General features: G+C 72.0%; 11 protein-coding genes. 8 read left to right on the forward strand and 3 right to left on the reverse strand.

From position 1 onward, the window contains the following. Nucleotides 1–99 precede the first annotated feature (99 nt). Nucleotides 100–6,873 (reverse strand): RHS repeat-associated core domain-containing protein, encoded by a 6,774-nt coding sequence (locus tag OG294_RS09860; RefSeq protein WP_327066080.1) that lies wholly within the window; start codon nt 6,871–6,873, stop codon nt 100–102. Between the two features lie 478 nt (nt 6,874–7,351). Between OG294_RS09860 and OG294_RS09865 the strand changes: the two genes are divergently transcribed. After that, the gene (locus OG294_RS09865) at nt 7,352–7,846 is read left to right on the forward strand and encodes a hypothetical protein (protein ID WP_327066081.1); all 495 of its coding nucleotides are present in this window, start codon (nt 7,352–7,354) and stop codon (nt 7,844–7,846) included. Between the two features lie 287 nt (nt 7,847–8,133). Next, a complete protein-coding gene (locus OG294_RS09870; protein ID WP_327066082.1) occupies nt 8,134–8,526 on the forward strand; it encodes an SCO5389 family protein in 393 nt (130 codons plus the stop codon). A 98-nt stretch (nt 8,527–8,624) separates the two neighbouring features. Here the strand turns inward: OG294_RS09870 and OG294_RS09875 are convergent, their stop codons facing one another. Beyond that, nucleotides 8,625–10,451, reverse strand: a complete 1,827-nt coding sequence (locus OG294_RS09875) for a hypothetical protein (RefSeq protein WP_327066083.1) — start codon at nt 10,449–10,451, stop codon at nt 8,625–8,627. Nucleotides 10,452–10,718: 267 nt separating this feature from the next. Next, nucleotides 10,719–11,708 carry a LysR family transcriptional regulator gene (locus OG294_RS09880; RefSeq protein WP_327066084.1) on the reverse strand — a complete coding sequence of 330 codons (990 nt, stop codon included), beginning with the start codon at nt 11,706–11,708 and terminating at the stop codon, nt 10,719–10,721. 84 nt (nt 11,709–11,792) lie between these two features. On the opposite strand from OG294_RS09880, the gene OG294_RS09885 reads away from it, so the two are divergent. The 6 genes from OG294_RS09885 to OG294_RS09910 all read left to right on the forward strand — a co-directional run bounded on the left by OG294_RS09885 (nt 11,793) and on the right by OG294_RS09910 (nt 21,023). After that, nucleotides 11,793–12,512: a succinate dehydrogenase cytochrome b subunit gene (locus OG294_RS09885; protein ID WP_327066085.1), complete on the forward strand. Its 720-nt coding sequence runs from the start codon at nt 11,793–11,795 to the stop codon at nt 12,510–12,512. After that, nucleotides 12,509–14,467 carry a fumarate reductase/succinate dehydrogenase flavoprotein subunit gene (locus OG294_RS09890; RefSeq protein WP_327066086.1) on the forward strand — a complete coding sequence of 653 codons (1,959 nt, stop codon included), beginning with the start codon at nt 12,509–12,511 and terminating at the stop codon, nt 14,465–14,467. The genes OG294_RS09885 and OG294_RS09890 overlap by 4 nt, the downstream gene beginning before the upstream one ends. Then, a complete protein-coding gene (locus OG294_RS09895) occupies nt 14,464–15,198 on the forward strand; it encodes a succinate dehydrogenase/fumarate reductase iron-sulfur subunit (protein ID WP_327066087.1) in 735 nt (244 codons plus the stop codon). Before OG294_RS09890 ends, OG294_RS09895 begins: the two co-directional genes overlap by 4 nt. 72 nt (nt 15,199–15,270) lie before the next feature. Further along, nucleotides 15,271–17,409, forward strand: coding sequence for a restriction endonuclease (locus OG294_RS09900; RefSeq protein ID WP_327066088.1), 2,139 nt, complete (start codon nt 15,271–15,273; stop codon nt 17,407–17,409). Nucleotides 17,410–17,634: 225 nt separating this feature from the next. Then, nucleotides 17,635–18,396 (forward strand): ABC transporter ATP-binding protein, encoded by a 762-nt coding sequence (locus tag OG294_RS09905; protein ID WP_327066089.1) that lies wholly within the window; start codon nt 17,635–17,637, stop codon nt 18,394–18,396. Between the two features lie 71 nt (nt 18,397–18,467). Beyond that, entirely contained in the window at nt 18,468–21,023 is a 2,556-nt protein-coding gene (locus tag OG294_RS09910; protein ID WP_327066090.1) for an ABC transporter permease, read from the forward strand. The last annotated feature ends 188 nt before the right edge of the window (nt 21,024–21,211 follow it).

Genomic DNA, 21,211 nt, shown 5'->3' on the forward strand with positions numbered 1-21,211 from the left:
TCCTTCCCTATCACGGGGTCGGGGAGACGCAGGGCCGAGCGCCGGGGCGCGGCCCGTTCGGCGGAACGGGCCGCACCCCGACCGGTCAGGGCGCGGACACTACTGCTGGTGGCATCCCTGGTTGATCAGCCCTGGCGGGTCGATGCCGGCGAACATGCCGCCGACCCCGAGGCCGGGGATGTTGGAGATGACGGAGGTCACGGCGGGGCCCCAGGGAGAGGTGGTGCTGATCCGACCGCCGAGACCGCCGGTCACACCACCGATGATCCCGTTGAAGGCGGCTTCGCCACCGGCCAGCCCCCAGTCGACCTTTCCGAGGCCTCCGTTGTCGTGCCATTGGGTGCCGACACTCGTGACGAAGCCGTCGGCTGCCCCGGAGACCGCGCCGGTCACCGCCGAGGCCGCGACGGTCGCACCGCACGGACCGCAGGCGCCGACCGCGGCACCGATGACCGCGCCGGCACCGGCGTCGATCGCGACATCTCCCCAGTTGATGTGACCGCTGGCCGCACCGCTGACGATGCCGCCAATGGCACCGGCCGCACCACCGATCACCGCGCCGATCAGCGCGGTGCACCATGGGAAGCACAGGCCGGTCCGGTCGGTGATGTTGACCGGACTGTCGTCGGTGTAGCCGTAGGCACTGTGGGTCGCGGCGATCGCCGGGTCCACCGTGATGAACTGCGCGGTGGACGGGTCGTAGTAACGGGCTCGCAGGTAGACCAGACCCGACTCGCTGTCGTTGTAGTCACCACCGAAGCGGAGCGGCGTCCCGGCGACGCCTGTGTGGCTGGTCTGGTTGCCGAAGGCGTCGTAGGCGTAGCCGGCGACCGCCACGCCCGTGCCGTCCAGCAGCGCTCTGGTGGATCCGAGGGCGTCATGGAAGTACCAGAGGCTGCCGGTGGAGTTGATCTGCTCGATGGCCAGACCGCCAGGCCCATAGAGGTAATTGGTGGTGCCGTCACTGAGCAGGTCGGCGGCGGCCGCCGCGTCCCAGGTGAAAGCAGTGCTGACACCGCCGACGGTCTTGCTGATGCGCAGGCCCTGACCGTTGTATCCGTACGTGGCGGTGCCCCCCGGGCCGCTGTAACCGGTGAGCTCGTCGGCCTGGTTGTAGGTGTAGCTCGTTGCCGTCCCGGTGATCGGGGTGGCGGCGGTGCGGTCTCCCTGGCTGTTGTAGGTGTAGGTGGTCGCGCCGACCGGCGGCGTGCCGCAGGCGGCGCTGCCGGTGGCGGCGCCCGGCAGGGTCCAGCACAACTGGCCGGCCAGGTCGAAGGCCTGGGCCGTGCCGGCGTTGGAGGTGGGACGTCCGGCCGCGTCGTAGCCGTACGCGGTCGTGGTCGACCCGGTGGTCGCCGAGCTCAACTCCTCACGCGGGCTGTACTGGTAGCTCTGCGCGGCGTCCGGCAGACCGGTCGGCGAGGTGCCCGAGAGCTGACCGGAGTTGTCCCGCGTGTAGCCGAGCGAGGCCAGCTGAGTCGTGCCGTGCGCCGCCGCCGCGCCGGTGATGCTGTCGGTGTCGTCGTAGGTGCTGCTGATGGTGTCACCGTTGGGATAGGTCACCGAAGTCACGTTGCCGTCGGCGTCGTAGCCGAAGCCGGTGGCGGCGTTGTTCCAGTCGGTCACGCCGGTGAGGTGGTTGGCCTTGTCGAAGGCCTGCGCGACCGGGGTCGTCTGCCCCGGGTAGCTGACCGAGGTCTGGTTGCCGTTGCTGTCGTAGCCGTAACCGACACTCGCTCCAGCGCCGTTGACCTCCTTGAGGACCTCGCCGAAGGCGTCGTAGGACCACGTCGTCGAGCCGGTGCCGTCCGTCATGCCGGTACGCCGGCCTCCCGCGTCGTAGCCGAAGGTGACTGCGGGTGTCCTGCCGTCGGAGTAGCTGATCGAGGTGACCTGTCCTGCCGGGTTGTAACCGTAGGTGGTGGTCTGGCCGGCCGGGTTGGTGACGGTCAGTACCTGGCCGAGGGTGTTCAGCGTGTAGGCGGTCTTCTGCTGGTCGGCATTGGTCTGGCTGTTCCGGTGGCCCTGCCCGTCATAGCCGTAGGACAGCTTGGCGCCGGTGGCGTCGACGGTGTCGGCCACCGTGCCGTCGGGGTTGTAGTCGGTGTGCGAGACGGTGTGGTCCGGCTTGGTGACCGAGGTCTCCCGGTCGTCCGCGTCGTAGGCGTAGCCGGTGGTCCGGTTGTTGCCGTCCGTGCTGGTGGTGCGGTTGTTGTCGGCGTCGTACGTCGCCAGGGTGGTGTGCCCGAGCGGGTCGGTGGTACTGGTGCGGTTGCCATGGGCGTCGTACTGGTAGGTCGTGCAGCCCCTGGCGGGCGGGGTGCAGCCCGGGGCGGTGCCCGCTGCGGTGCCGACGGGGCTGACCGTGGAGCTCAGCAGGCCGCGGGCGGTGTCGTAGCCGTTCTTCGTCGTGTTGCCGAGCGGGTCGGTGACGCTGATGACGTCGCCCATCGCGTCATAGCCGGTCGTGGTGGTGTTGCCGCGGGCGTCGGTGGTCCGGGTGGCGTCGCCGGGGTGGGCCGGATCGTCATGGGAGACCGTGCTGGTGCGGGCGGGGGTGACGCCGTCGGTGGGCGTCTGCGTGGTCCCGGTGAGCTGGAGGGTGGTGGGGTCGTAGGTGTAGGTGGTCTGGAGACCGGCGGGGTCGGTGGTGGACATCAGGTTGTCGTTGGCGTCGTAGGCCTTGACCGTGGTGAACCCTCGGGGGTCACTGGCCGAGGTCTGGTTGCCGTGGTCGTCGTAGGTGAAGGTCTGCAGGCCGCCATTGGGGTCGGTGATGCCGATGACACCGAGGCTGACCGGGTCGTAGGAGTAGCTCCAGGTGCCCGCGGCGGAGCTGCCGTAGCCCTTGGTCTCGGTGACCAGCAGGCCGTTCTGGTAAGTGTCCAGGGTCTTGTGGCCGGCCGGGTCGGTGACCAGGGTCTGGCCGGCGACCAGCTGGGTGGTGCTGTCGGGGCCGTAGGTGAACCGGGTGGTGGCGCCGACCTGGTCGGTCTGGGTCAGGACGCGCTCGTTCGCGTCGTAGGTCGTCGAGACGACCGGGGACGGGGTGGCGGTGCTGCCGAACTGGGCCGGCCTGCGGATGGAGTTCATCAGGTGCGCGGCCGTGTAGCCGTACTGCGCGTGGTCGTTGTCCTGGAGCGTCGGGGTGCGGATGGTGCCCACACCGTAGACGTCGGTCAGATTGCCGTTGCCGTCGTAGCCATAGCTGACCTGGCGGCCGGCGGTGTCGGTCAGCGCGGTGATGTGGCCGCCGGACCAGGTGAGAGTGTAGGCGCGGCCGGCCGGGTCGGTGATGGTGGACAGGTTGCCGTTGCTGTCGTAGGACAGCTTGGTGGCGTACGGCGGGGCGGCCTTGCTGCCCGCGACGTCGGTCTCGGCGGTCAGGTGGCCGGTGGCAGTGTCGAAGGTGTAGATCTCCTTCGACTGGCGGGTGAAGGTGTAGGAGGAACCGCTGCTGGTCAGCGTGGCGTCGTAGCGCGGCGCGGACGGCGCGTAGCTGCCGTTCGTGTTCACGAACGTGACCTGGGAGCCGTCCTCCTGGTGGACGGTGACGTTGCCGGTGCTCGGATCGGTCGTGGTGCTGAGGTTGTAGGAGTCCGTCCAGCCCCAGCCGAACGGGCCGTTGACGGCCAGCGAGCCGTTGGGGCCGTTCGGGTCGGCGAGCGCGGAGGCATAGCTGCGGGTGAAGTTCAGCGGAATGCCGCGGCCCGGCGTGCTCAGGTCGGTGAAGTCGTCACCGAAGTAGCCGGTGCTGGTGTCGACCGGGTCACCGGCGGTGCGACGGGCGCAACCGCACTGGATGAAGGCCGGGTTGCTGCCCTTCGGCGCGTCCTGGACGGTCGGCGGGCCGCCGATCGGCTGGCCCGGCGTGCCGCCCTGCGGGATGAACGCGATCGCGTCGTAGGCGACGTCATAGCTGGAGTAGTCGATGTTGCCGGAGCCGTAGGTGTCACTCTTGTTGGTGAGCTGGACGTTGCCGCCGCTCTGCATCGCGAAGGTGCCGATGGTGACCCACTGTTCGGAGCCCCAGTCCTGGTTCACCCGGATCTTCCACGGGGCCACGCCCCCACCGGGGTTGATCGTGTAGACGACGTTGGTGGCCGAGGCGCCGGTGGCCGGCAGGTGCAGCTTGATCTTGTAGTACTGGAGCTTGGGCAGGTTCGGCGTCCAGGTACCGGTGTCGACCTGGCTGGGGTCGGAGCCGTCGACCGTGTGGTTGAACAGGATGTGACCGCCGAAGCCGACGCCGAGTTGGTGGGTGTCGATCGCGCCGAGCGGTGCACCGCCCGCGTTCGTCCCGTAGCTGTAGCTGAAGGTGCCGCCCTGCGTCCAGTTCGGGTTGGCGCAGCCGACCAGGTTCAGGGGTGGATAGCTCTGCGACTCCGCGACGATGATCGGCGCGCCATTGGACGTGGTGGGGACCTTCGACGGGTCCACGTTGCAGGTCGGCGGGTGCGGGTCGGACTGGGCGGGCTCGGTCGAGCCGGCTGCCCAGGTGTAGTCACTGGTGGCGCAGGTGGTGGAGCAGTCGGGGATCCAGGTGGTGGGGGTGTGCCACCAGCACTCGCGGTCCGCCAGCGTGCAGTAGCTGATGTTCGGGTTGGACTGGTTGACGTAGGTCGGGTCGCACTTGCTGTCGGCGGTGCAGAACTGGCTGATCGGCGGGATCTGCGGCCAGGACTTGCCGCCGTGGTAGGTCGGCTTGGCGAAGGCCGGGGAGTAGGCGGTGCCGGTGTAGCGCAGGATCGGGCTGCCCATCCAGCCCATGATCCGCTCCTCGTACGGCCAACTGCCCGGGTGCCGGGCGTCGTCGTACGTCGTCGACAGGTACGGGGCGCGGTTGGGCGGGTAGTCCGGGTTCATCGGGTTGTTGCCCCAGCCCAGCCCCCAGGTGCCGTCGGGCCCCGTGCAGGTCGCGCTCGGCGTGCAGTTGGTGGTGTTGCCGTGCGCGGCATCGGGCTGTATGCCCGAGTTGTACGCCCAGGCGGCCAGGTACCAGTTCTCCAGGTAGCGCGGGTCGCCGCCATTGACCAGGATGCCCATGGAGTAGAGCTTGTTCCAGGTGTTCTCCAGGTTCTGCAGGCCCGCGGCGATGTTCTCCTGGTAGTCGACCGCGATCTTCATCTGACCGTGCGCCGAGAAGATGCCGTCACCGGTGGACATGCCCGCGGTGACCTGGCCCAGACCGTAGCCGCAGTCGGCCTTGGAGTAGTCCAGCTGCGTCACGGTGCCGCCGGCGCCGTAGTAGTCACCGATCAGCGGGTCGCCGGGGATGCCGGGCACCGAGTGCCAGGAGGCCTGGCTGAAGTTGCTCTCCTGCGCCACGATCGCCTGGTAGACCGAGCGCGGCACCGAGTCCCAGCTGTCGCCGGCCGGGTGCTGCAGCGGGATTCTCGGGAAGTCGCCGTTGGGCGCGTAGGCGGCCAGGCCCAGGTTGGCGTAGTTCGCCGGACGGGTGTACTGCGAGCCGGTCAGCAGGCCCTGCTCGGCCATCTGCACCGCCCACTCCACCTGCGCGGCCGAGGGCTGCATCACCTGACGGTTCTCCGCCAGCCGGGGGACGGAACACTTGGGCGTCGTCGTGTTCGGCCCGGTGTCGGCCGGAACGGCGGCGGGGACGGTGGCCGGAGCCGCGGCCAGCAGGCCCTCGGAGAGCGCCTTGCCCTGCGTCGTACCACCGCCCTGCGGTGCCGCCGGCGGGGCGGCTGAGCCGCCGCCGACCGTGGTGTCCGGCAGCACCGTCGAGGGCGCGGGGGTGTTGGTGGGCTTTGCCGGCTGCACCTGGGTGTTGCTCGCGGTCGCCACCACCAGCGGCGTGGCGGCATCCGTCTGCGGACCGGCGCCGAGCACGGCACCGCCGTCCAGTGACGCGGCGGACGCGCCCAGCGGCAGGCTCTTCGCGCTCGCCGCGACCAGACCCGCCTTGGCGTCGAGCTTGTCGGTGCCCACCACCACGGCCTTGCCCGCCCGGCCCGGCAGCAGTTGCACCGAGGTGCGCGGTCCCGAGCCGACCTGGGTCACCGCGCCGCCGTGCTCCTTCAGCACCGTCGCGTTCTGGTCGTCCTGGTGGACCGTCACGAACCCGACGGATCCGTCGGCGAGCGGTCGCAGGTCGAAGGCCGAGCCTGACACCTGGGCCAGCTTCTGCGGCTGCCCCGTCCTGGCGCCGCTCTCCGGGATCTTCACCAGGTTCGCGCCGACCACGCCGAGCGGACCGTCACTCGTCGGCACCACCGAGGTGACCTGGGCGCCGACCGTCGTGATGTGCTGCACCTTCCCGGCGGCCAGGTCGACGGTGAGGACCTGGGTGGTCTGCTCCTCGACTCCCGGGTTGGAGGTGAAGGCCGCGAGGTCACCGGTGCCACAGCCCGGCGAGTAGTACTTCAGCGCCACACCGGCGGCCACCGGCCTGACCGTGCCGCTGCGCAGGTCCACCGAGTACGCGAACGCCCCGTGGTCCCGCGCCTCGGTGGAGTTCGCCGCGGAGGTCGGCAGCACCGTGACCGCCGCGAAGTCCCCGTCACCCGAGGTGCACTGGTAGCCCGTCCAGGAATCGTCGTCGATGCCTGCGGGCTTCAGCAGCGCCACCTCGCGCCAGCTGTATCCGTTACCGCCCTTGGCCACCGCCAGGTGGTACCCGCTCGCGTCACCCCAGCCGTTGAGCAGCACGTCGTCGGAGGGGCCGAGCGGCTTGCCGCCGCCGGTGGGCAAGGAGGAGGACGAGCCGGGCGTGGCCGGCTGCGCCGGCTTGGTGTCCGCGGTGGCCGGCGAGACGACGCCGGCCACCAGAGCGACGGACAGCAGGCCCGCCACTGGTAGGCCGGGCGCCGGCCAGCCGCCGGCCCGGTCGAGAAAACGAGAGAGACGCACTGGGAAAGGGATCCTGACTTCTTCAGGTGCGCACCGGCGCTCCCCGCGCGCGCTCCGGCGTCGCACGGATGCTGTGAAAAATACGGGGACTGTCCTGCCGAGGGCAGCAGCGGGCAGGCGGAGGGAGCCTCACCCCTTGGCGAGGTGGGCCCTCGGGTCGACGCCTCGGCTGTCTTCGGACGAGATGGTAGTTCGTCGCCGATGGCGCACGGTAGTGCACTTGTTGATTCGTTACCGAATCAGTTGAAGAAAAGAGAGCCAACCGGCGATTGCCATGGCAGCCCGGGGCAAAGCGGACAATCCCGCTCATTCATTCTCCTGATAAATCATCAGCCATCTTCCAAAATCCGAGATTTGACAACCCTGATTTCTATGTGATGAAAATCCATCACCCCGGTAGCACCGCGGCGCCGGCCGCGCCCCGCGCCATCTTGATCATTTTCGGAACGAAATAACAGAGCGCCCCAAAGGACCCCCCATGAAGAAAATCACCAAGCGGGTCGGAACTCTCGCAGTGGCGACCGGCGTGGCGTTCGCCACCCTGCTCGCAGGCGCCACCTCGGCGTTCGCCCTCCCTGGCGGCCCGAGCGAGCGCCTGTCCACCAGCACGCCGAACTTTGGCTGCGGCGCGGCCTGGTATGCGGCCCAGACCACCCTGAAGTTCCAGTGCGACGGAAACCTGGTGCTGTACCGAAACAGCGATGGTCACGCCATGTGGGCCACCGGCACCTACGGCACCACCAACAATCCGACCATCCTCGACTTCTCGCACAACGGCGACATCGAGATGCTCAGGACCGAGGACTGGGGCACCGGCGTCTTCTGCGACCTCGGAAGCAACAATCTTGCACCGGGCGGCACCGCGGTGATCCAGGACGACGGGAACTTCGTCATCTACAACACCGCTGGACAGGCGACCTGGGCGACCGGCACCTACAACAACCAGCAGGGCACGGTGCACGCCTGTCAGTAATGGCGCGCATTTCTCGCGATACCCGGGCGCTGGTGAATAGGCGTCAGCATGGGATCCATGGAAATAATGCTGCGTCAGAACTGGATGCATCCCGCCGAAGCCGCCGTGGGCACCGACCAGGGGTCAGTGCCCACGGCGGCTTCGTGGTACTCCGAGGCACGAGGCCGCCCCAAGGGCACCACGCAGCCAGGATCGAGGGGCGCTGTCGGTTGACAGGGCGTCAGCGGTAGCCACGATCCTTAGTGGAAATGGATTTCATTTCGCTCACGTGAACGGAGCCCTCCAGCATGTCTCTCACCGTCTCCCCCGAACTGCTCGCCCAGGCCGAGGCCGGGGAGGTCGCCGAAGCCGACTTCGTCGCCACCGTCCGCGAGTCGCTCCCCTACGCCTACGGGATGGTCGAGCAGCTCAGCATCGAACTGGCCGCCGGCGGTGTCGCGTTCGCGGACAACCAGGTGGAGCCGCCGTCGGACGCCGAGCGCGGGCAGTTGCTGCGCGCGATGGCCAGCGACTCGATCCGGGGCAGCCTGGAGCGGCACTTCGGCGTGCGGCTGGCGTTCATGAACTGCCACCGGGTGGCGGTCTTCCCGGTCGGTGCGGAGCACGGCGCGGAGTACCGGGCGTTCGTCTCGATGCGCGCCCAGCTGCTCAACCAGACACCCGAGCTGCGCAGTTGCTGAGGCGGGGGAAGCGGTAGCGGAAACGGGCCCGGCCCGAGCGAGTGACTCGCTCGGGCCGGGCCCGCTGTTGCGCCTGGTGCTGCGCTCGGTGCCGGTGGTCAGTCGGTGGGGCGGGCCGCGGCGACGGCTGCGCCCAGCGCCTCCTTGATCCGGGGGCCGAGCCGGGCGAACCCGAGCTCCTTCATGGTGGCGCGCAGCAGTTCGTCGTCGGTGCGCTGGACGAAGTCGCCGTCGATCCAGCGGACCAGGGCGAGCAGCTCCTCGGCGGAGTAGGCGGTGATCGGGCGGCCGGGGGCGAGGTCGGGCTTCTTCGGCCGACGCACCCGCTTGGGGGTGGCAGCGGGGGCGGGGGCCGCCTTGAGCTCGGGCTCGGGCTCGGACTCGGAGGCGGGGGCGGGAGCGGGCTCCACGGCAGCGACGGCCTCGGGGGCGGTCTCCAGAGCGGGCTCCGGCTCGGACTCGGGGGCCGCCTCGGGCTCGGGCTCGGACTCTGCGGCGGCCACAGGGGTGGGCTCGGGCTCGGGAGTGAGCTCCGGCTCGGGCTCGGGGGCCGCCTCGGGCTCGGGCTCGGACTCTGCGGCGGCCACAGGGGTGGGCTCGGGCTCGGGAGTGAGCTCCGGCTCCGGCTCGCTGGGGAGCTCCTCGGCGACCGGCTCCTCCGCAGCGGGCTCCTCGACCACCGGCTCTTCGGCGACCGGCTCCTCCGCGGCAGGCTCTTCGGCAGCCGCGTCCGCAGCCTCGGCCTCCTCGGCGTCGACCTCCTCGGCCGCTGCCTCGGTCACCGGCGCCTCGATCGCCGACTCCTCGACCGCCGACTCCTCAACCAGCGACTCCTCGGCCACGGTCACCTCGGTGCGGGCGATGGTCTCGGCGGACGGCTCGGGCGACGGGGACGGGATGGCGATGTGCGGGACAACCGCCTCCGCCACCTCGGCCGCAGCCTCGACCTCGGCATCAACCTCGGCCTCGGCCTCGACATCCGCATCCGCATCCGCATCCAGCGCCGACGCAGCCTCCGCCGCCTCCTCGGCCTCCGCCTCCCCCGTGGTGCGCGCGTACGCGAGCAGCACGGCCGAGCGGTCGGCGCGGGCGGCCGTCAGCTCGGCGAGCAGGTCGTCGAGCCCGCCCTCCTCCAGCCCGGCGCGCAGGGTGCGCAGTTCGGGCAGGCGGTAGAGGGTGCCCTCGTCGGCGGCCAGCGCGTCCACCAGCGCGGCCAGCTCCTCGAACGGGAGGCCGGTCAGCTCGCGGTCGGCCAGCAGCCGGCCCAGCCCGCGCAGCGCGCCGGCCAGGGTCTCGGCGGCCTGTCCGGTGACCTCCAGGAGTTCGGCGTCGACCGGGCGGGCGGTGGTGCCGGGGGCCGGCGCGAGCGTCTGCCACTCGGTGCGCTCGGTGGCGGCGGCGACCAGCGCGGCGTGCAGCGACTCACGGCGCGGACGGTCGGCGACCGCCAGCCGCTTGGCCTCGGCCCGCAGCTTGCGGCGTCGGCCCCAGGAGATCTTCAGCCCGCGCTCCTTGCGCCAGCTGCCGTTCGCGGTGGCTGCGGCGAGCGCGTCCAGGTCCGCCTCGTAGGCGCCCGAGCGCAGGGTGGCGGCGGTCTCCTGGACCCGGCGCAGCAGCGCGAGCAGGGTGAGCACCTCGGCGAGGGTCGTCGGCTCGCGCAGCGCGGCCTCGGCGGCAAGCCGCTCGGCCGCCTCCTGCAGGACGGCCAGGTCGCCGCCGCGCACCTCGGCCAGCACGGTGGAGGCCGCCCTGGCCTCCTCGGGGTTGGTCACGGTGCCTGCTGCGGCGTACCAGGCGTGGGTGTCGGCGGCGAGGGTGAAGCCGCCCAGCTCGGCGTACCGGAGCAGGTCCGTACGGAGGTCCGGCGCCCGGTCGGCCGCGGGACCGGCCGAGCGGTCCTGCGGCGGTACATCGGCGTTCTGCACGGGAAGTACTGTCATTGAGAACCGTCCGGTTCGTGGCGGGGAAGGCGGGTTTTCGGGAAGACTGGGTAAAACGTCGACGGGGCGGGGCGGGACGGCGCCCGGGGCGGGTGGAGCGAGTCCCGCGCACCGGTGTCCGTGCTGGTAGGCCAGGATACGGGTGGGCGTTCGAGGCTTGCACGCACCTGACCCTGTCCGCTGCCACTGTGGCGCGCCCGGGGCCGCGGCGCCCGCCTGACACGCGCCGCACGGCGAGCCGATGGTGCCGCGTCACCCGAGGCGATCAGCTGACACATCGTCAGACCGAGAGGCCGCGGTGCGGCCGAACGGGCCGGGCCGGTCGGGATCGAGCAGCCGGGTGCCGGGCGGCAGTGCGCCCGCCCGGCCGGCCTCGACCAGGTGATCGAGCAGCACCTCGCGCAGCGCCGCAGCCGCGCGGCTGAGCGGCAGTTCGGCACCGCTGGCCAGCGCGATCACCCGGCCGAGGCCGGACCCGGCGAACGGGGTGACGCTCAGGCCGCTGCGGGCGGCCACCATGCCGGGCAGCACGGCGGGCCCGAGGCCGGCCCGGACGAAGCCGAGCACGGCGTCCATCTCCCCGCCGGCCACCGCGAGTTCGGGCTCGAAACCGGCGGCCCGGCAGGCCGCCAGGGTGGCCTCGCGCAGGTCGTAGCCCTCCCGGAACATCACCAGCGGCTGCCCGCGCAGGTCCTCGATCCGGGCCCTGCGCCGCCGCATCGGGGTGGCCGAGACCAGCACCAGGTCCTCGTAGAGCAGTTCGGTGACCGCGAGCCCGGGTGCCTCGCCCGCCTGCGGTGTGATGATCAGCGCCAGGTCCAGTTCGCCGGCCGTCAGGGTACGGACCAGATCGCGCGAACCGTCCTCGCGCACCACGAGCTCGACGCCCGGGTGCCGGGACCGGTAGGCCCGCAGCACGTCGGGGACCAGGCTGGTGCACAGGCTCGGCGGGGCACCGAGGCGGACCCGGCCGCGCCGCAGCTGCACCGTCTCCTGGACGGCGAGCCGGGCGCTCTCGGCGTCGGCCAGGATGCGCCGGGCCAGCGGCAGCAGCGCCGCACCCGCGTCGGTGAGCGCGATGTTGCCGCGCGTCCGGTGGAACAGCTCGGCACCCAACTCCCTCTCCAGTGAACGGATCTGCTGGGAGAGCGAGGGCTGGGCGACCCTGGTCCGCTCGGCGGCGCGGGTGAAGTGCCGCAGTTCGGCGACGGCCACGAAGTAGCGGAGCTGGTGGAACTGCACAGCTGCCATCATAGCCGCTGCCTATCGTGGCGAGCCGGAAGATGTCTTGGACGGATCACCACTGCGGTTCCTACCGTTCTCGGCATGGCAGTGACAACGGGAGCGCGACCCCGCGGGTCGACGCGGGAACGGTCCACCCTGGCGGTGCTCTGGGGTTCGACCATCGGCAAGAAGGCCGCGATGGCGGTCAGCGGTGTGGCGATGCTGACCTATCTGGTCCTCCACATGCTGGGCAATCTGAAGATCTTCTTCGGGGCCGGCGAGCTCAACGGCTACGCGGCCTGGCTGCGCACCATCGGCCAGCCCTTCCTCGGCCACGCGTGGTTCCTGTGGATCGCCCGGGTCGGCCTGGTGCTCGCCGTGGTGGTGCACGGGGTGGCCGCCTACCAGCTGAGCCGGCGCGACCTGGCCGCCCGGCCGACCGGCTACCGGCGCACCCGGGCGCGGGCCAGCTACGCGACGCGCACCATGCGCTGGGGCGGGGTGATCCTGGCGCTCTTCATCGTCTGGCACATCCTGGACCTGACCACCCTGACCGTGAACCCGGTGGCCGACCCCGGGCACCCGTACCAGAACGTGGTGGGTGCCTTCCGCACCTGGTACGACGGCGGGATCTACTGCGTGGCGATGCTGGCGGTCGGGCTGCACGTGCGGCACGGCTTCTGGAGCGCCGCCCAGACGCTGGGCGTCAACAACCCGCGCCGCGACCGGGCGTTGAAGCTGACCGCCAACCTGCTGGCGCTGGTGCTGACCGCCGGCTTCCTCTCCGTGCCGCTCGCCGTGATGACAGGAATCGTCCGATGACCTCCGAAGTGCCCACCGACTACAGCGACTTCACCGTCGGCGCGCCGATCGCCGACGACCGGGCGCCGGACGGCCCGATCGCCGAGCGCTGGGACCGGCGCCGGTTCGAGGCGAAGCTGGTGAACCCGGCCAACCGGCGCGGGCGCACCGTGATCGTGGTGGGCACCGGCCTGGCGGGCGGTTCGGCCGGCGCCACGCTGGCCGAAGCCGGCTACCACGTGGTGCAGTTCTGCTTCCAGGACTCCCCCAGGCGGGCGCACTCGATCGCCGCGCAGGGCGGGATCAACGCGGCGAAGAACTACCGCAACGACGGCGACTCGGTGCGGCGGCTCTTCTACGACACCGTCAAGGGCGGCGACTTCCGGGCCCGGGAGTCCAACGTCCACCGGCTGGCCGAGGTCTCGGTGCAGATCATCGACCAGTGCGTGGCCCAGGGCGTGCCGTTCGCCCGCGAGTACGGCGGCCTGCTGGACACCCGCTCGTTCGGCGGCGTGCAGGTCTCGCGCACCTTCTACGCCCGCGGCCAGACCGGACAGCAGCTGCTGCTCGGCGCCTACCAGGCGCTCTCCCGGCAGGTCGCGGCCGGCAACGTGGAGCTGCACCCGCGCACCGAGATGCTCGACCTGCTGGTGATCGACGGGCGGGCGCGCGGCATCGTGGCCCGCGACCTGGTGACCGGTGCGGTCAGTGCCCACCTGGCCGACGCCGTGGTGCTGGCCACCGGCGGCTACGGCAACGTCTTCCACCTGTCCACCAACGCCAAGAACTCCAACGCCACCGCGATCTGGCGCGCGCACCGGCGCGGCGCGTACTTCGCCAACCCGTGCTTCACCCAGATCCACCCGACCTGCATCCCGCGCTCGGGCGAGCACCAGGCCAAACTCACCCTGATGAGCGAGTCGCTGCGCAACGACGGGCGGATCTGGGTGCCGAGGACCGCCGGCGGCACCCGCTCGCCGGAGCTGATCCCCGAGGACGAGCGGGACTACTACCTGGAGCGGATCTACCCCGCCTTCGGCAACCTGGTGCCGCGCGACATCGCCTCCCGGGCCGCGAAGAACGTCTGCGACGAGGGCCGCGGGGTCGGACCCGGCGGGCAGGGCGTCTACCTGGACTTCGCCGACGCGATCGCCCGGCTGGGCCGGGCGGCCGTCGAGGCCAGGTACGGCAACCTCTTCGAGATGTACCAGCGGATCACCGCCGAGGACCCGTACCGGGTGCCGATGCGGATCTACCCCGCGATCCACTACACGATGGGCGGACTGTGGGTCGACTACGACCTGCAGACCAGCGTGCCGGGCCTGTTCGCGATCGGCGAGGCCAACTTCTCCGACCACGGCGCCAACCGGCTCGGGGCCAGCGCCCTGATGCAGGGACTGGCCGACGGCTACTTCGTGCTGCCGGCCACCCTGGCCGACTACCTGGCCCAGGCGCCGGTCGCCCCGGTGGCCGCCGACCACCCGGAGGTCACCACGGTGATCGCCGAGGTGACGGACCGGCTCAAGCGGCTGCTGGCCGTGGACGGCGACCGCAGCCCCGAGTCCTTCCACCGCGAGCTGGGCCAACTACTCTGGGACGAGTGCGGGATGGCCCGCGACGAGGCCGGGCTGCGCCGGGCGCTGGCCAGGATCCCCGAGCTGCGCGCCGAGTTCTGGCGCCGGCTCGCCGTGCCGGGCACCGGCGAGGAGCTCAACCAGACGCTGGAGAAGGCCAATCGACTGGTCGACTACTTCGAACTGGCCGAACTGATGTGCCTGGACGCGCTGCACCGCACCGAGTCCTGCGGCGGCCACTTCCGCACCGAGAGCCAGACCCCGAGCGGCGAAGCGGCCCGCAAGGACGAGGAGTTCGGCTACGTGGCCGCCTGGGAGTACACCGACGGCGGCGCACCGGTGCTGCACCGCGAAGAGCTCACCTTCACCGAGGTCCACCCCACCCAGCGGAGCTACGCATGAACCTCACCCTGCGGATCTGGCGGCAGGCCGGACCGGACGCGCCCGGCGCGCTGACCACCTACCAGGTCACCGGGATCAGCCCGGAGATGTCGTTCCTGGAGATGCTGGACACCCTCAACGAGGAGCTGATCCCGCGCGGCGAGGAGCCGGTGGCCTTCGACCACGACTGCCGCGAGGGCATCTGCGGCGCCTGCGGCATGGTGATCAACGGCCAGGCGCACGGCCCGGAGCGGACCACCACCTGCCAGCTGCACATGCGGCACTTCCAGGACGGCGACGTGATCGACGTCGAGCCGTGGCGCTCGGCGGCCTTCCCGGTCGTGCGGGACCTGGTGGTGGACCGGTCGGCGTTCGACCGGATCATCGGGGCCGGCGGCTACATCACCGCGCCCACCGGCAGCGCCCCCGAGGCGCACGCCGCCCCGGTGCCCAAGGAGGCCGCCGACCTCGCCTTCGAGCACGCCGAGTGCATCGGCTGCGGGGCCTGCGTGGCGGCCTGCCCCAACGGGTCGGCGATGCTCTTCACCTCGGCCAAGGTGGTGCACCTCAACGTGCTGCCGCAGGGTGCGCCGGAACGGCGCAGCCGGGCGCGGGCCCTGGTGGGGGCGATGGACGCGGAGGGCTTCGGCGGCTGCACCAACACCGGCGAGTGCGCCACCGCCTGCCCCAAGGGGATCGGGCTGAACGCGATCGCGACGCTGAACCGGGAGTTCCTGCTCGGCGGGCGGTGACCCGCTCCGCGCTGCGCCGTACACCCCCTAAGGTATCTGTGCGCGAGACAGCGGCAGGGTGAAGGGGTGGACGTGGCAAGGCGAGCGGGCGGCGGGGTGCTCTCGGTCTGGGCGGAGGCGCAGCGGCAGGAGCAGCGGCGCAGGCAGGCCCAGGAGCGGGCGCAGGTGGCGGCGCAGCGGCAGGCGGCGCAGGCGGCCGGGGCCGCGCAACTGGCTGCGGCGCGCGGGGAGCGGGAGGCGGCCAAGGCGTACCAGCAGAGCCGGGAGGCCGAGGCCGGCGAGCTGAGCGCGCGGCTCGAGGAGCGGGTGGCCGAGCTGGAGGGCCTGCTGCGGGTGGGCCTGGCCCGCCCCGCGTTCAGCCTGGACCCGCTGCTGGCGCCCGCCGCGCTGCCGGCCGCCTTCGACCCCGGACGGCTCGGGGTGCCCGTCCCGATGCCGGATCCGGCGCGCTACCAGGTGCCGGCCCAGGGCGGGATGCTGCAGCGCCGCCGCTACGAGGAGCAGCGCGCGCAGGCCCAGGCCCAGTACGAGCGGGACTGGCACCGGGCGCAGGCCGCCGAGCGCGAGCGGCTGCGGCAGCTGACGGAGTACCAGCGCGGCTTCGACGAGTGGGCGGCCGAGCACCGCCGGCACGACGCCGAGCGGATCGCCCGCACCCGGGAGCTGGCCGAGCGGCTGGGCCGCGGCGAGGACGAGGCGGTGCGCGAGTACTTCAGCGCGGCGCTCTACGGCTCCACCGGCTGGCCCGAGGGATTCCCGCACCGGATCAGCCTGGCCTGGGATGTGACGCATCGTCAGCTTGTCGTGGAGTGGGAGCTGCCCGGGTTCGACGTGGTGCCCGAGCACAGCCGGGTGCGGTACGTGAAGACGGACGACCGGCAGGCCCCGGTGGCCAGGGCGGCGGCCGAGCGCAAGCGGATCTACCGCGAGGTGCTGGCGCGCGGCACGCTGCGGGTGCTGGACGAGCTGTTCCGGGCCGATCAGCGCGGCCTGGTCGACTCGGTGGCGCTGAACGGCCTGGTGCAGGGCGTGGATCCGGCGACCGGGCGGGAGACCGGGCGGGTGCTGGTGGCGGTGACCGCCACCCGTGCCGCGTTCCGGGCGATCGCGCTGGACCGGGTGGCGCCGGTGGAGTGCCTGGAGGGCCTGGGCGGGCGGCTCTCGGCCCGCCCCGAGCGGCTGGCCGAGGTGCGCGAGGAGCGGCGGCCGCACGAGGTGGGCGCCCGGGTGCTGGGCCACGGCGAGGACGAGCCGGATCTCTTCACGATGGACCCGATCGCCTTCGAGGAGCTGATCGCCGAGCTGTTCCGGGCCCGCGGCTACCGGGTGGCGACAACCGCGCGCAGCGGGGACGAAGGCGTGGACGTGGTGGCCGTCGACCCGGATCCGGTGACCGGCGGCAAGATCGTCATCCAGGCCAAGCGCTACCGCTCGACCGTCTCCCCCACCGCGGTGCGGGACCTGGACAGCACCGTGCGCCACCACGGCGCGATCAAAGGCATCCTGGTGACCACGGCGCACTTCGGGCGCGGCTCCTACGACTACATCGAGAACAAGCCGCTGTCGCTGGTGAACGGGCCCGAGCTGGTCGAGCTGCTGGCCGAGCAGGGGCTGCGCGGACGGCTCGGCCCGGCACCGGCCGCGCCGGTGGCCGGGGAGGCGGCAGCCGGAGCGCCGGGAGCCGGGGCGGGCGAGGTCCGGCTGCGGATCGAGTGGCAGTCGCGCACGGTGGGCGGCGATCCGGTCGAGCTGGACGTCTCGGCCTTCCTGTGCGCGGGCGGGCGGGTGCTGAGCGACGAGCACTTCGTCTTCTTCAACAACCCCGCCGATCCGGGCGGGGCGGTCAGGCTCGGCTCCGCGCGCACCGCGGCGGGCGACCGACTGCGCACCGCGACGCTGGCGTTGGCGCTGGACCGGGTGGGCCCCGAGGTGACGGAGGTGGCCGTGGCCGTCTCCACCGAGGAGGACCCGGGGCCGGCGCTGCCGCTGGGCTATCTGCACGGTCTGGCCCTGGTGGTCACCGAGCGCGCCTCGGAGCTGGAGCTGCACCGCTGGGCCGAGGGCACCAGCGGGATCGCCGAGAGCGCGCTGGAGCTGGGCGCCTTCCGGCGCACCGGGCCGGGCGGCGGCTGGCGCTTCGAGGCGGCGGTGCGCCCGGTGCGGGGCGGGCTGGCGGGGCTGGCGACCGGGCGCGGGGTGGCGATCGCCTGAGCTCCGCCGTCCCGGGGAGTCCGGTCATTGACGGGCCGGCGGGGCCGTCCGGTTGCAACCGCGGCGGCATTTCAGGGTCACGTCATACCTGAGGAGGAGACCCGCCCCCGCCGCCCCTCCGGCCGGGGACCGGGCAACCGTTCGACGGAGCGACGGATCGGCCCGTGGGCGCCACCAGGATGGGACCGAACCTGCACGAGTCTGTCCGTCCCCGGGAGCCCCCACATGCCCATGACCCTCGCCCCCGTCAGAGCCGCCGCCACCGCGACCGGGCTGACCAAGGTCTACGGCTCCGGCGCGACCCGGGTGGTGGCGCTCGACCAGGTCAGCGTCTCCTTCCGGCCCGGGGAGTTCACCGCGATCATGGGCCCCTCCGGCTCGGGCAAGTCGACCCTGATGCACTGCATGGCGGGCCTGGACTACGCCACCGCCGGCTCGGCGCGGATCGGGGAGACCGAGCTGGTGGGCCTGCCCGACCGGGCCCTGACCAAGCTGCGCCGCGACCAACTCGGCTTCGTCTTCCAGTCGTTCAACCTGCTGCCGCAGCTGACCGCGCTGGAGAACATCACCCTTCCGATGGACATCGCAGGGCGCAAGGTGGACCAGGCCTGGCTGGCGCGGGTGGTGGCGACGGTGGGCCTGTCCGGACGCCTGTCGCACCGGCCCGGCCAGCTCTCCGGCGGCCAGCAGCAACGGGTCGCCTGCGCCCGCGCGCTGGCCGGCCGACCGGAGATCGTCTTCGCCGACGAGCCCACCGGCAACCTGGACTCCCGGGCCGGCGCCGAGATCCTCGGCTTCCTGCAGAACTCGGTGCGCGAACTGGGCCAGACCGTGGTGATGGTGACCCACGACCCGATGGCGGCCGGCTACGCGGACCGGGTGGTCTTCCTGGCCGACGGGCGGATCGTGGACGAGCTGTCGCTGCCCACCCCGGCCACCGTGCTGGACCGGATGCGCCGCTTCGAGGGCGCCGGCCGGACCGTCTGACCCGTCCACCCCACCCCGACCGCGGACGACCGAAACCGGCCGCGCCGAGAAGGACCGAGAGCCCGCAGCCCATGTACCGCACCGCCCTGCGCAACGTCCTGGCCCACAAGGCCCGCCTGCTGATGACCACCCTGGCCGTGCTGCTGGGCACCGCGTTCGTCTCCGGCACGCTGGTCTTCACCGACACCCTCGGCAGCGCGCTGAAGTCGCAGAACGCCAGGAGCTTCACCGGCATCGCCGTCTCGGTCAGTGACGACGGCGCGGTCAGCAACGGCTACAGCCGCGGCAGCCGGAAGGGCGTCACCGGCCACCTGACCGAGCAGACCAGGCAGGCGATCGCCGCGCTGTCCGGCGTCGCCGAGGCCCGCGGCGTGGTCAGCGGCTTCGCCGGCATCGCCGACCACAACGGCGCCCTGATCGGTGACGGCTTCTCGACCACCGGCACCAACTACGTGCCGGACACGGGCGGTCAGGACACCCGCTACCCGCTCGCCGCGGGCCGTGGTCCGCAGCACCCCGACGAGCTGGCGCTGGACACCAGGACCGCGCAGAAGGGCGGCTACCGGGTCGGCGACACCGTGCGGGTGGCCGTCAACGGCCCGGTGATGCAGCTCAAGCTCACCGGCCTGCTGCACGTCAACGACCCGCGGATCACCGCGGGCGGCTCGCTGGCCGCCTTCGACACCGCGACCGCGCAGCAGCTCTACCTGGCGCAGGGCCGGTTCAACGAGATCGACGTGCGGGCCAAGGCCGGCACCGACGACCAGCAGCTGCTCGACCAGGTCCGCCGACTGCTGCCCGGAGACGGCGACTTCACCGCACAGACCGGCGCCGCACTGGCCGCCGAGCAGGACCGCCGGATCACCGAGAGCACCAAGGGGCTGAGCGCCTCGCTGCTGGTCTTCGCCGGCATCTCGCTCTTCGTCGGCATCTTCATCATCGCCAACACCTTCAGCATGCTGGTCGCCCAGCGCACCAAGGAGCTGGCGCTGCTGCGCGCGATCGGCGCCAGCCGCAGGCAGATCACCCGCTCGGTGCTGATCGAGGCGCTGCTGGTCGGCCTGCTGGCGGCCACCGGCGGGCTGGCGGCCGGGGTCGGCATCGCGGCCGGACTGCGCGCGATCCTGAACGGCCCCGGGCAGGCCAACCTGCCCGACGGCCCGCTGATCGTCACCGCGAGCACCGTGGCGAGCGTCCTGCTGGTCGGCGTGCTGGTCACCGTGGTGGCCGCCTGGCTGCCGGCCCGCCGCGCCGCCCGGATCGCGCCGGTGGCCGCGATGAGCAACGGCGACCAGCCCGCCACCCAGAAGAGCCTGCTGATCCGCAACACCGTCGGCACCCTGATCGCCGCGGCCGGCGCCGGTCTGCTGCTGCGCGGCGCGGGCAGCCACGACACGAACACCGTGGGCCTGGGCGCCGGCGCCCTGCTGATCGGGGTCTTCGTGCTGACCCCGCTGCTCTCCCGCCCGCTGATCGCGCTGCTCGCCCCGCTGCTCCAGCGCCTCTACGGCAGCCCCGCCAAGCTGGCCCGGGAGAACGCGCTGCGCAACCCGCGCCGCACCGCCGCCACCGCCTCCGCGCTGACCGTCGGAGTCACCCTGATCACCGCGCTGACCGTGGTCGGTGCCTCGGTGAACCGCGCCGTCGACCGGGCGGCCGGCAACGACCTGCGGGCCGACTACGCGGTGGCGATGCAGAACTACGCCCAGCTCGCGCCCGAGGTGGCCCCGCAGATCGCGGCCACCCACGGGGTGAGCGCGAGCAGCGTGCTGCGCCAGGTGCCGGTGTCGGTCGGCGACGACGACGACCGCTGGATCACCGGCGTGAACCCGGCCGCCATCGGCCAGTTGGTGAACTTCACCCAAGTCGGCGGATCTCTCGACGCCTTGACGAAGGGTCAACTGCTGGTCGACCGCAGCACCGCGACGTACGACCGTCTGTCGGTGGGGGATTCGTTCACCGGCAGCTTCCCCGACGGCAGCACCGGGACGTTCACCGTCGGCGGGATCGTGGCCGACAACTCGGTGGTGAACGGACTGCTCGCACCCGACGCGCTGCTCGCCCCGCACAGCGCGGGCCAGGGCCCGGACCGGGTACTGGTCAAGGGCGCGCACGGCGCCGACGCCGCGCTCAAGCAGGCGCTGCAGGACGCGACCGGCGGCAACCCGCTCATCTCGATCAAGGGCCAGGCCGACCTGAAGAAGGAGAACCGGCAGATGCTGAGTGCGGCGTTGAACATCATGTACGGGCTGCTCGGCATGTCGGTGGTGATCGCGGTGCTGGGCGTGGTGAACACGATGGCGATGTCCGTCTTCGAGCGGCGCCGGGAGATCGGCATGCTGCGCGCGGTCGGGCTCGACCGGCGCGGGGTGCGGCGGATGGTGCGCCTGGAGTCGCTGCTGATCGCACTGCTCGGCGGGCTGCTCGGGGTGGGGCTGGGGATCCTGACCGGGTGGGCCGGCAACCGGACCATCGCCGGCAGCTTCAAGGACCTGACCACGGTGGTACCGCCGCTGCCGATGCTCGGCTTCGTCGCGGCTGCCGCGCTGGTCGGCCTGCTGGCCGCGCTCTGGCCGGCCCGGCGGGCCTCCCGGCTGGACGTGCTGGACAGCATCCGGGCCAGCTGAGCCGGGGCCTCGCACCGGGGTGTCCAGGCGGGGTGTCCGGTCGGGGTGTCCAGGCGGGGTGTCCAGGCCCTTTCGGGCAGTTGGGCACCCCCGGCGCGGAGCACGTTCCTGCGGGTGCTGACAATGTCTGGACCACTGTGCCAAGCTGCACTGCTAGCGGGCCGTCACCGGAATGCGGGCGGACCCGT

Source organism: Kitasatospora sp. NBC_01302 (genome assembly GCF_035976515.1).
Classification (GTDB): Bacteria; Actinomycetota; Actinomycetes; order Streptomycetales; family Streptomycetaceae; genus Kitasatospora.

Excerpts from the sequence above, each read along its gene's own strand:
- OG294_RS09865 (WP_327066081.1), top strand. The coding sequence starts at position 7,352 with ATGAAGAAAATCACCAAGCGGGTCGGAACTCTCGCAGTGGCGACCGGC.
- OG294_RS09870 (WP_327066082.1), top strand. The coding sequence starts at position 8,134 with ATGTCTCTCACCGTCTCCCCCGAACTGCTCGCCCAGGCCGAGGCCGGG.
- OG294_RS09885 (WP_327066085.1), top strand. The coding sequence starts at position 11,793 with ATGGCAGTGACAACGGGAGCGCGACCCCGCGGGTCGACGCGGGAACGG.
- OG294_RS09890 (WP_327066086.1), top strand. The coding sequence starts at position 12,509 with ATGACCTCCGAAGTGCCCACCGACTACAGCGACTTCACCGTCGGCGCG.
- OG294_RS09895 (WP_327066087.1), top strand. The coding sequence starts at position 14,464 with ATGAACCTCACCCTGCGGATCTGGCGGCAGGCCGGACCGGACGCGCCC.
- OG294_RS09905 (WP_327066089.1), top strand. The coding sequence starts at position 17,635 with ATGCCCATGACCCTCGCCCCCGTCAGAGCCGCCGCCACCGCGACCGGG.
- OG294_RS09910 (WP_327066090.1), top strand. The coding sequence starts at position 18,468 with ATGTACCGCACCGCCCTGCGCAACGTCCTGGCCCACAAGGCCCGCCTG.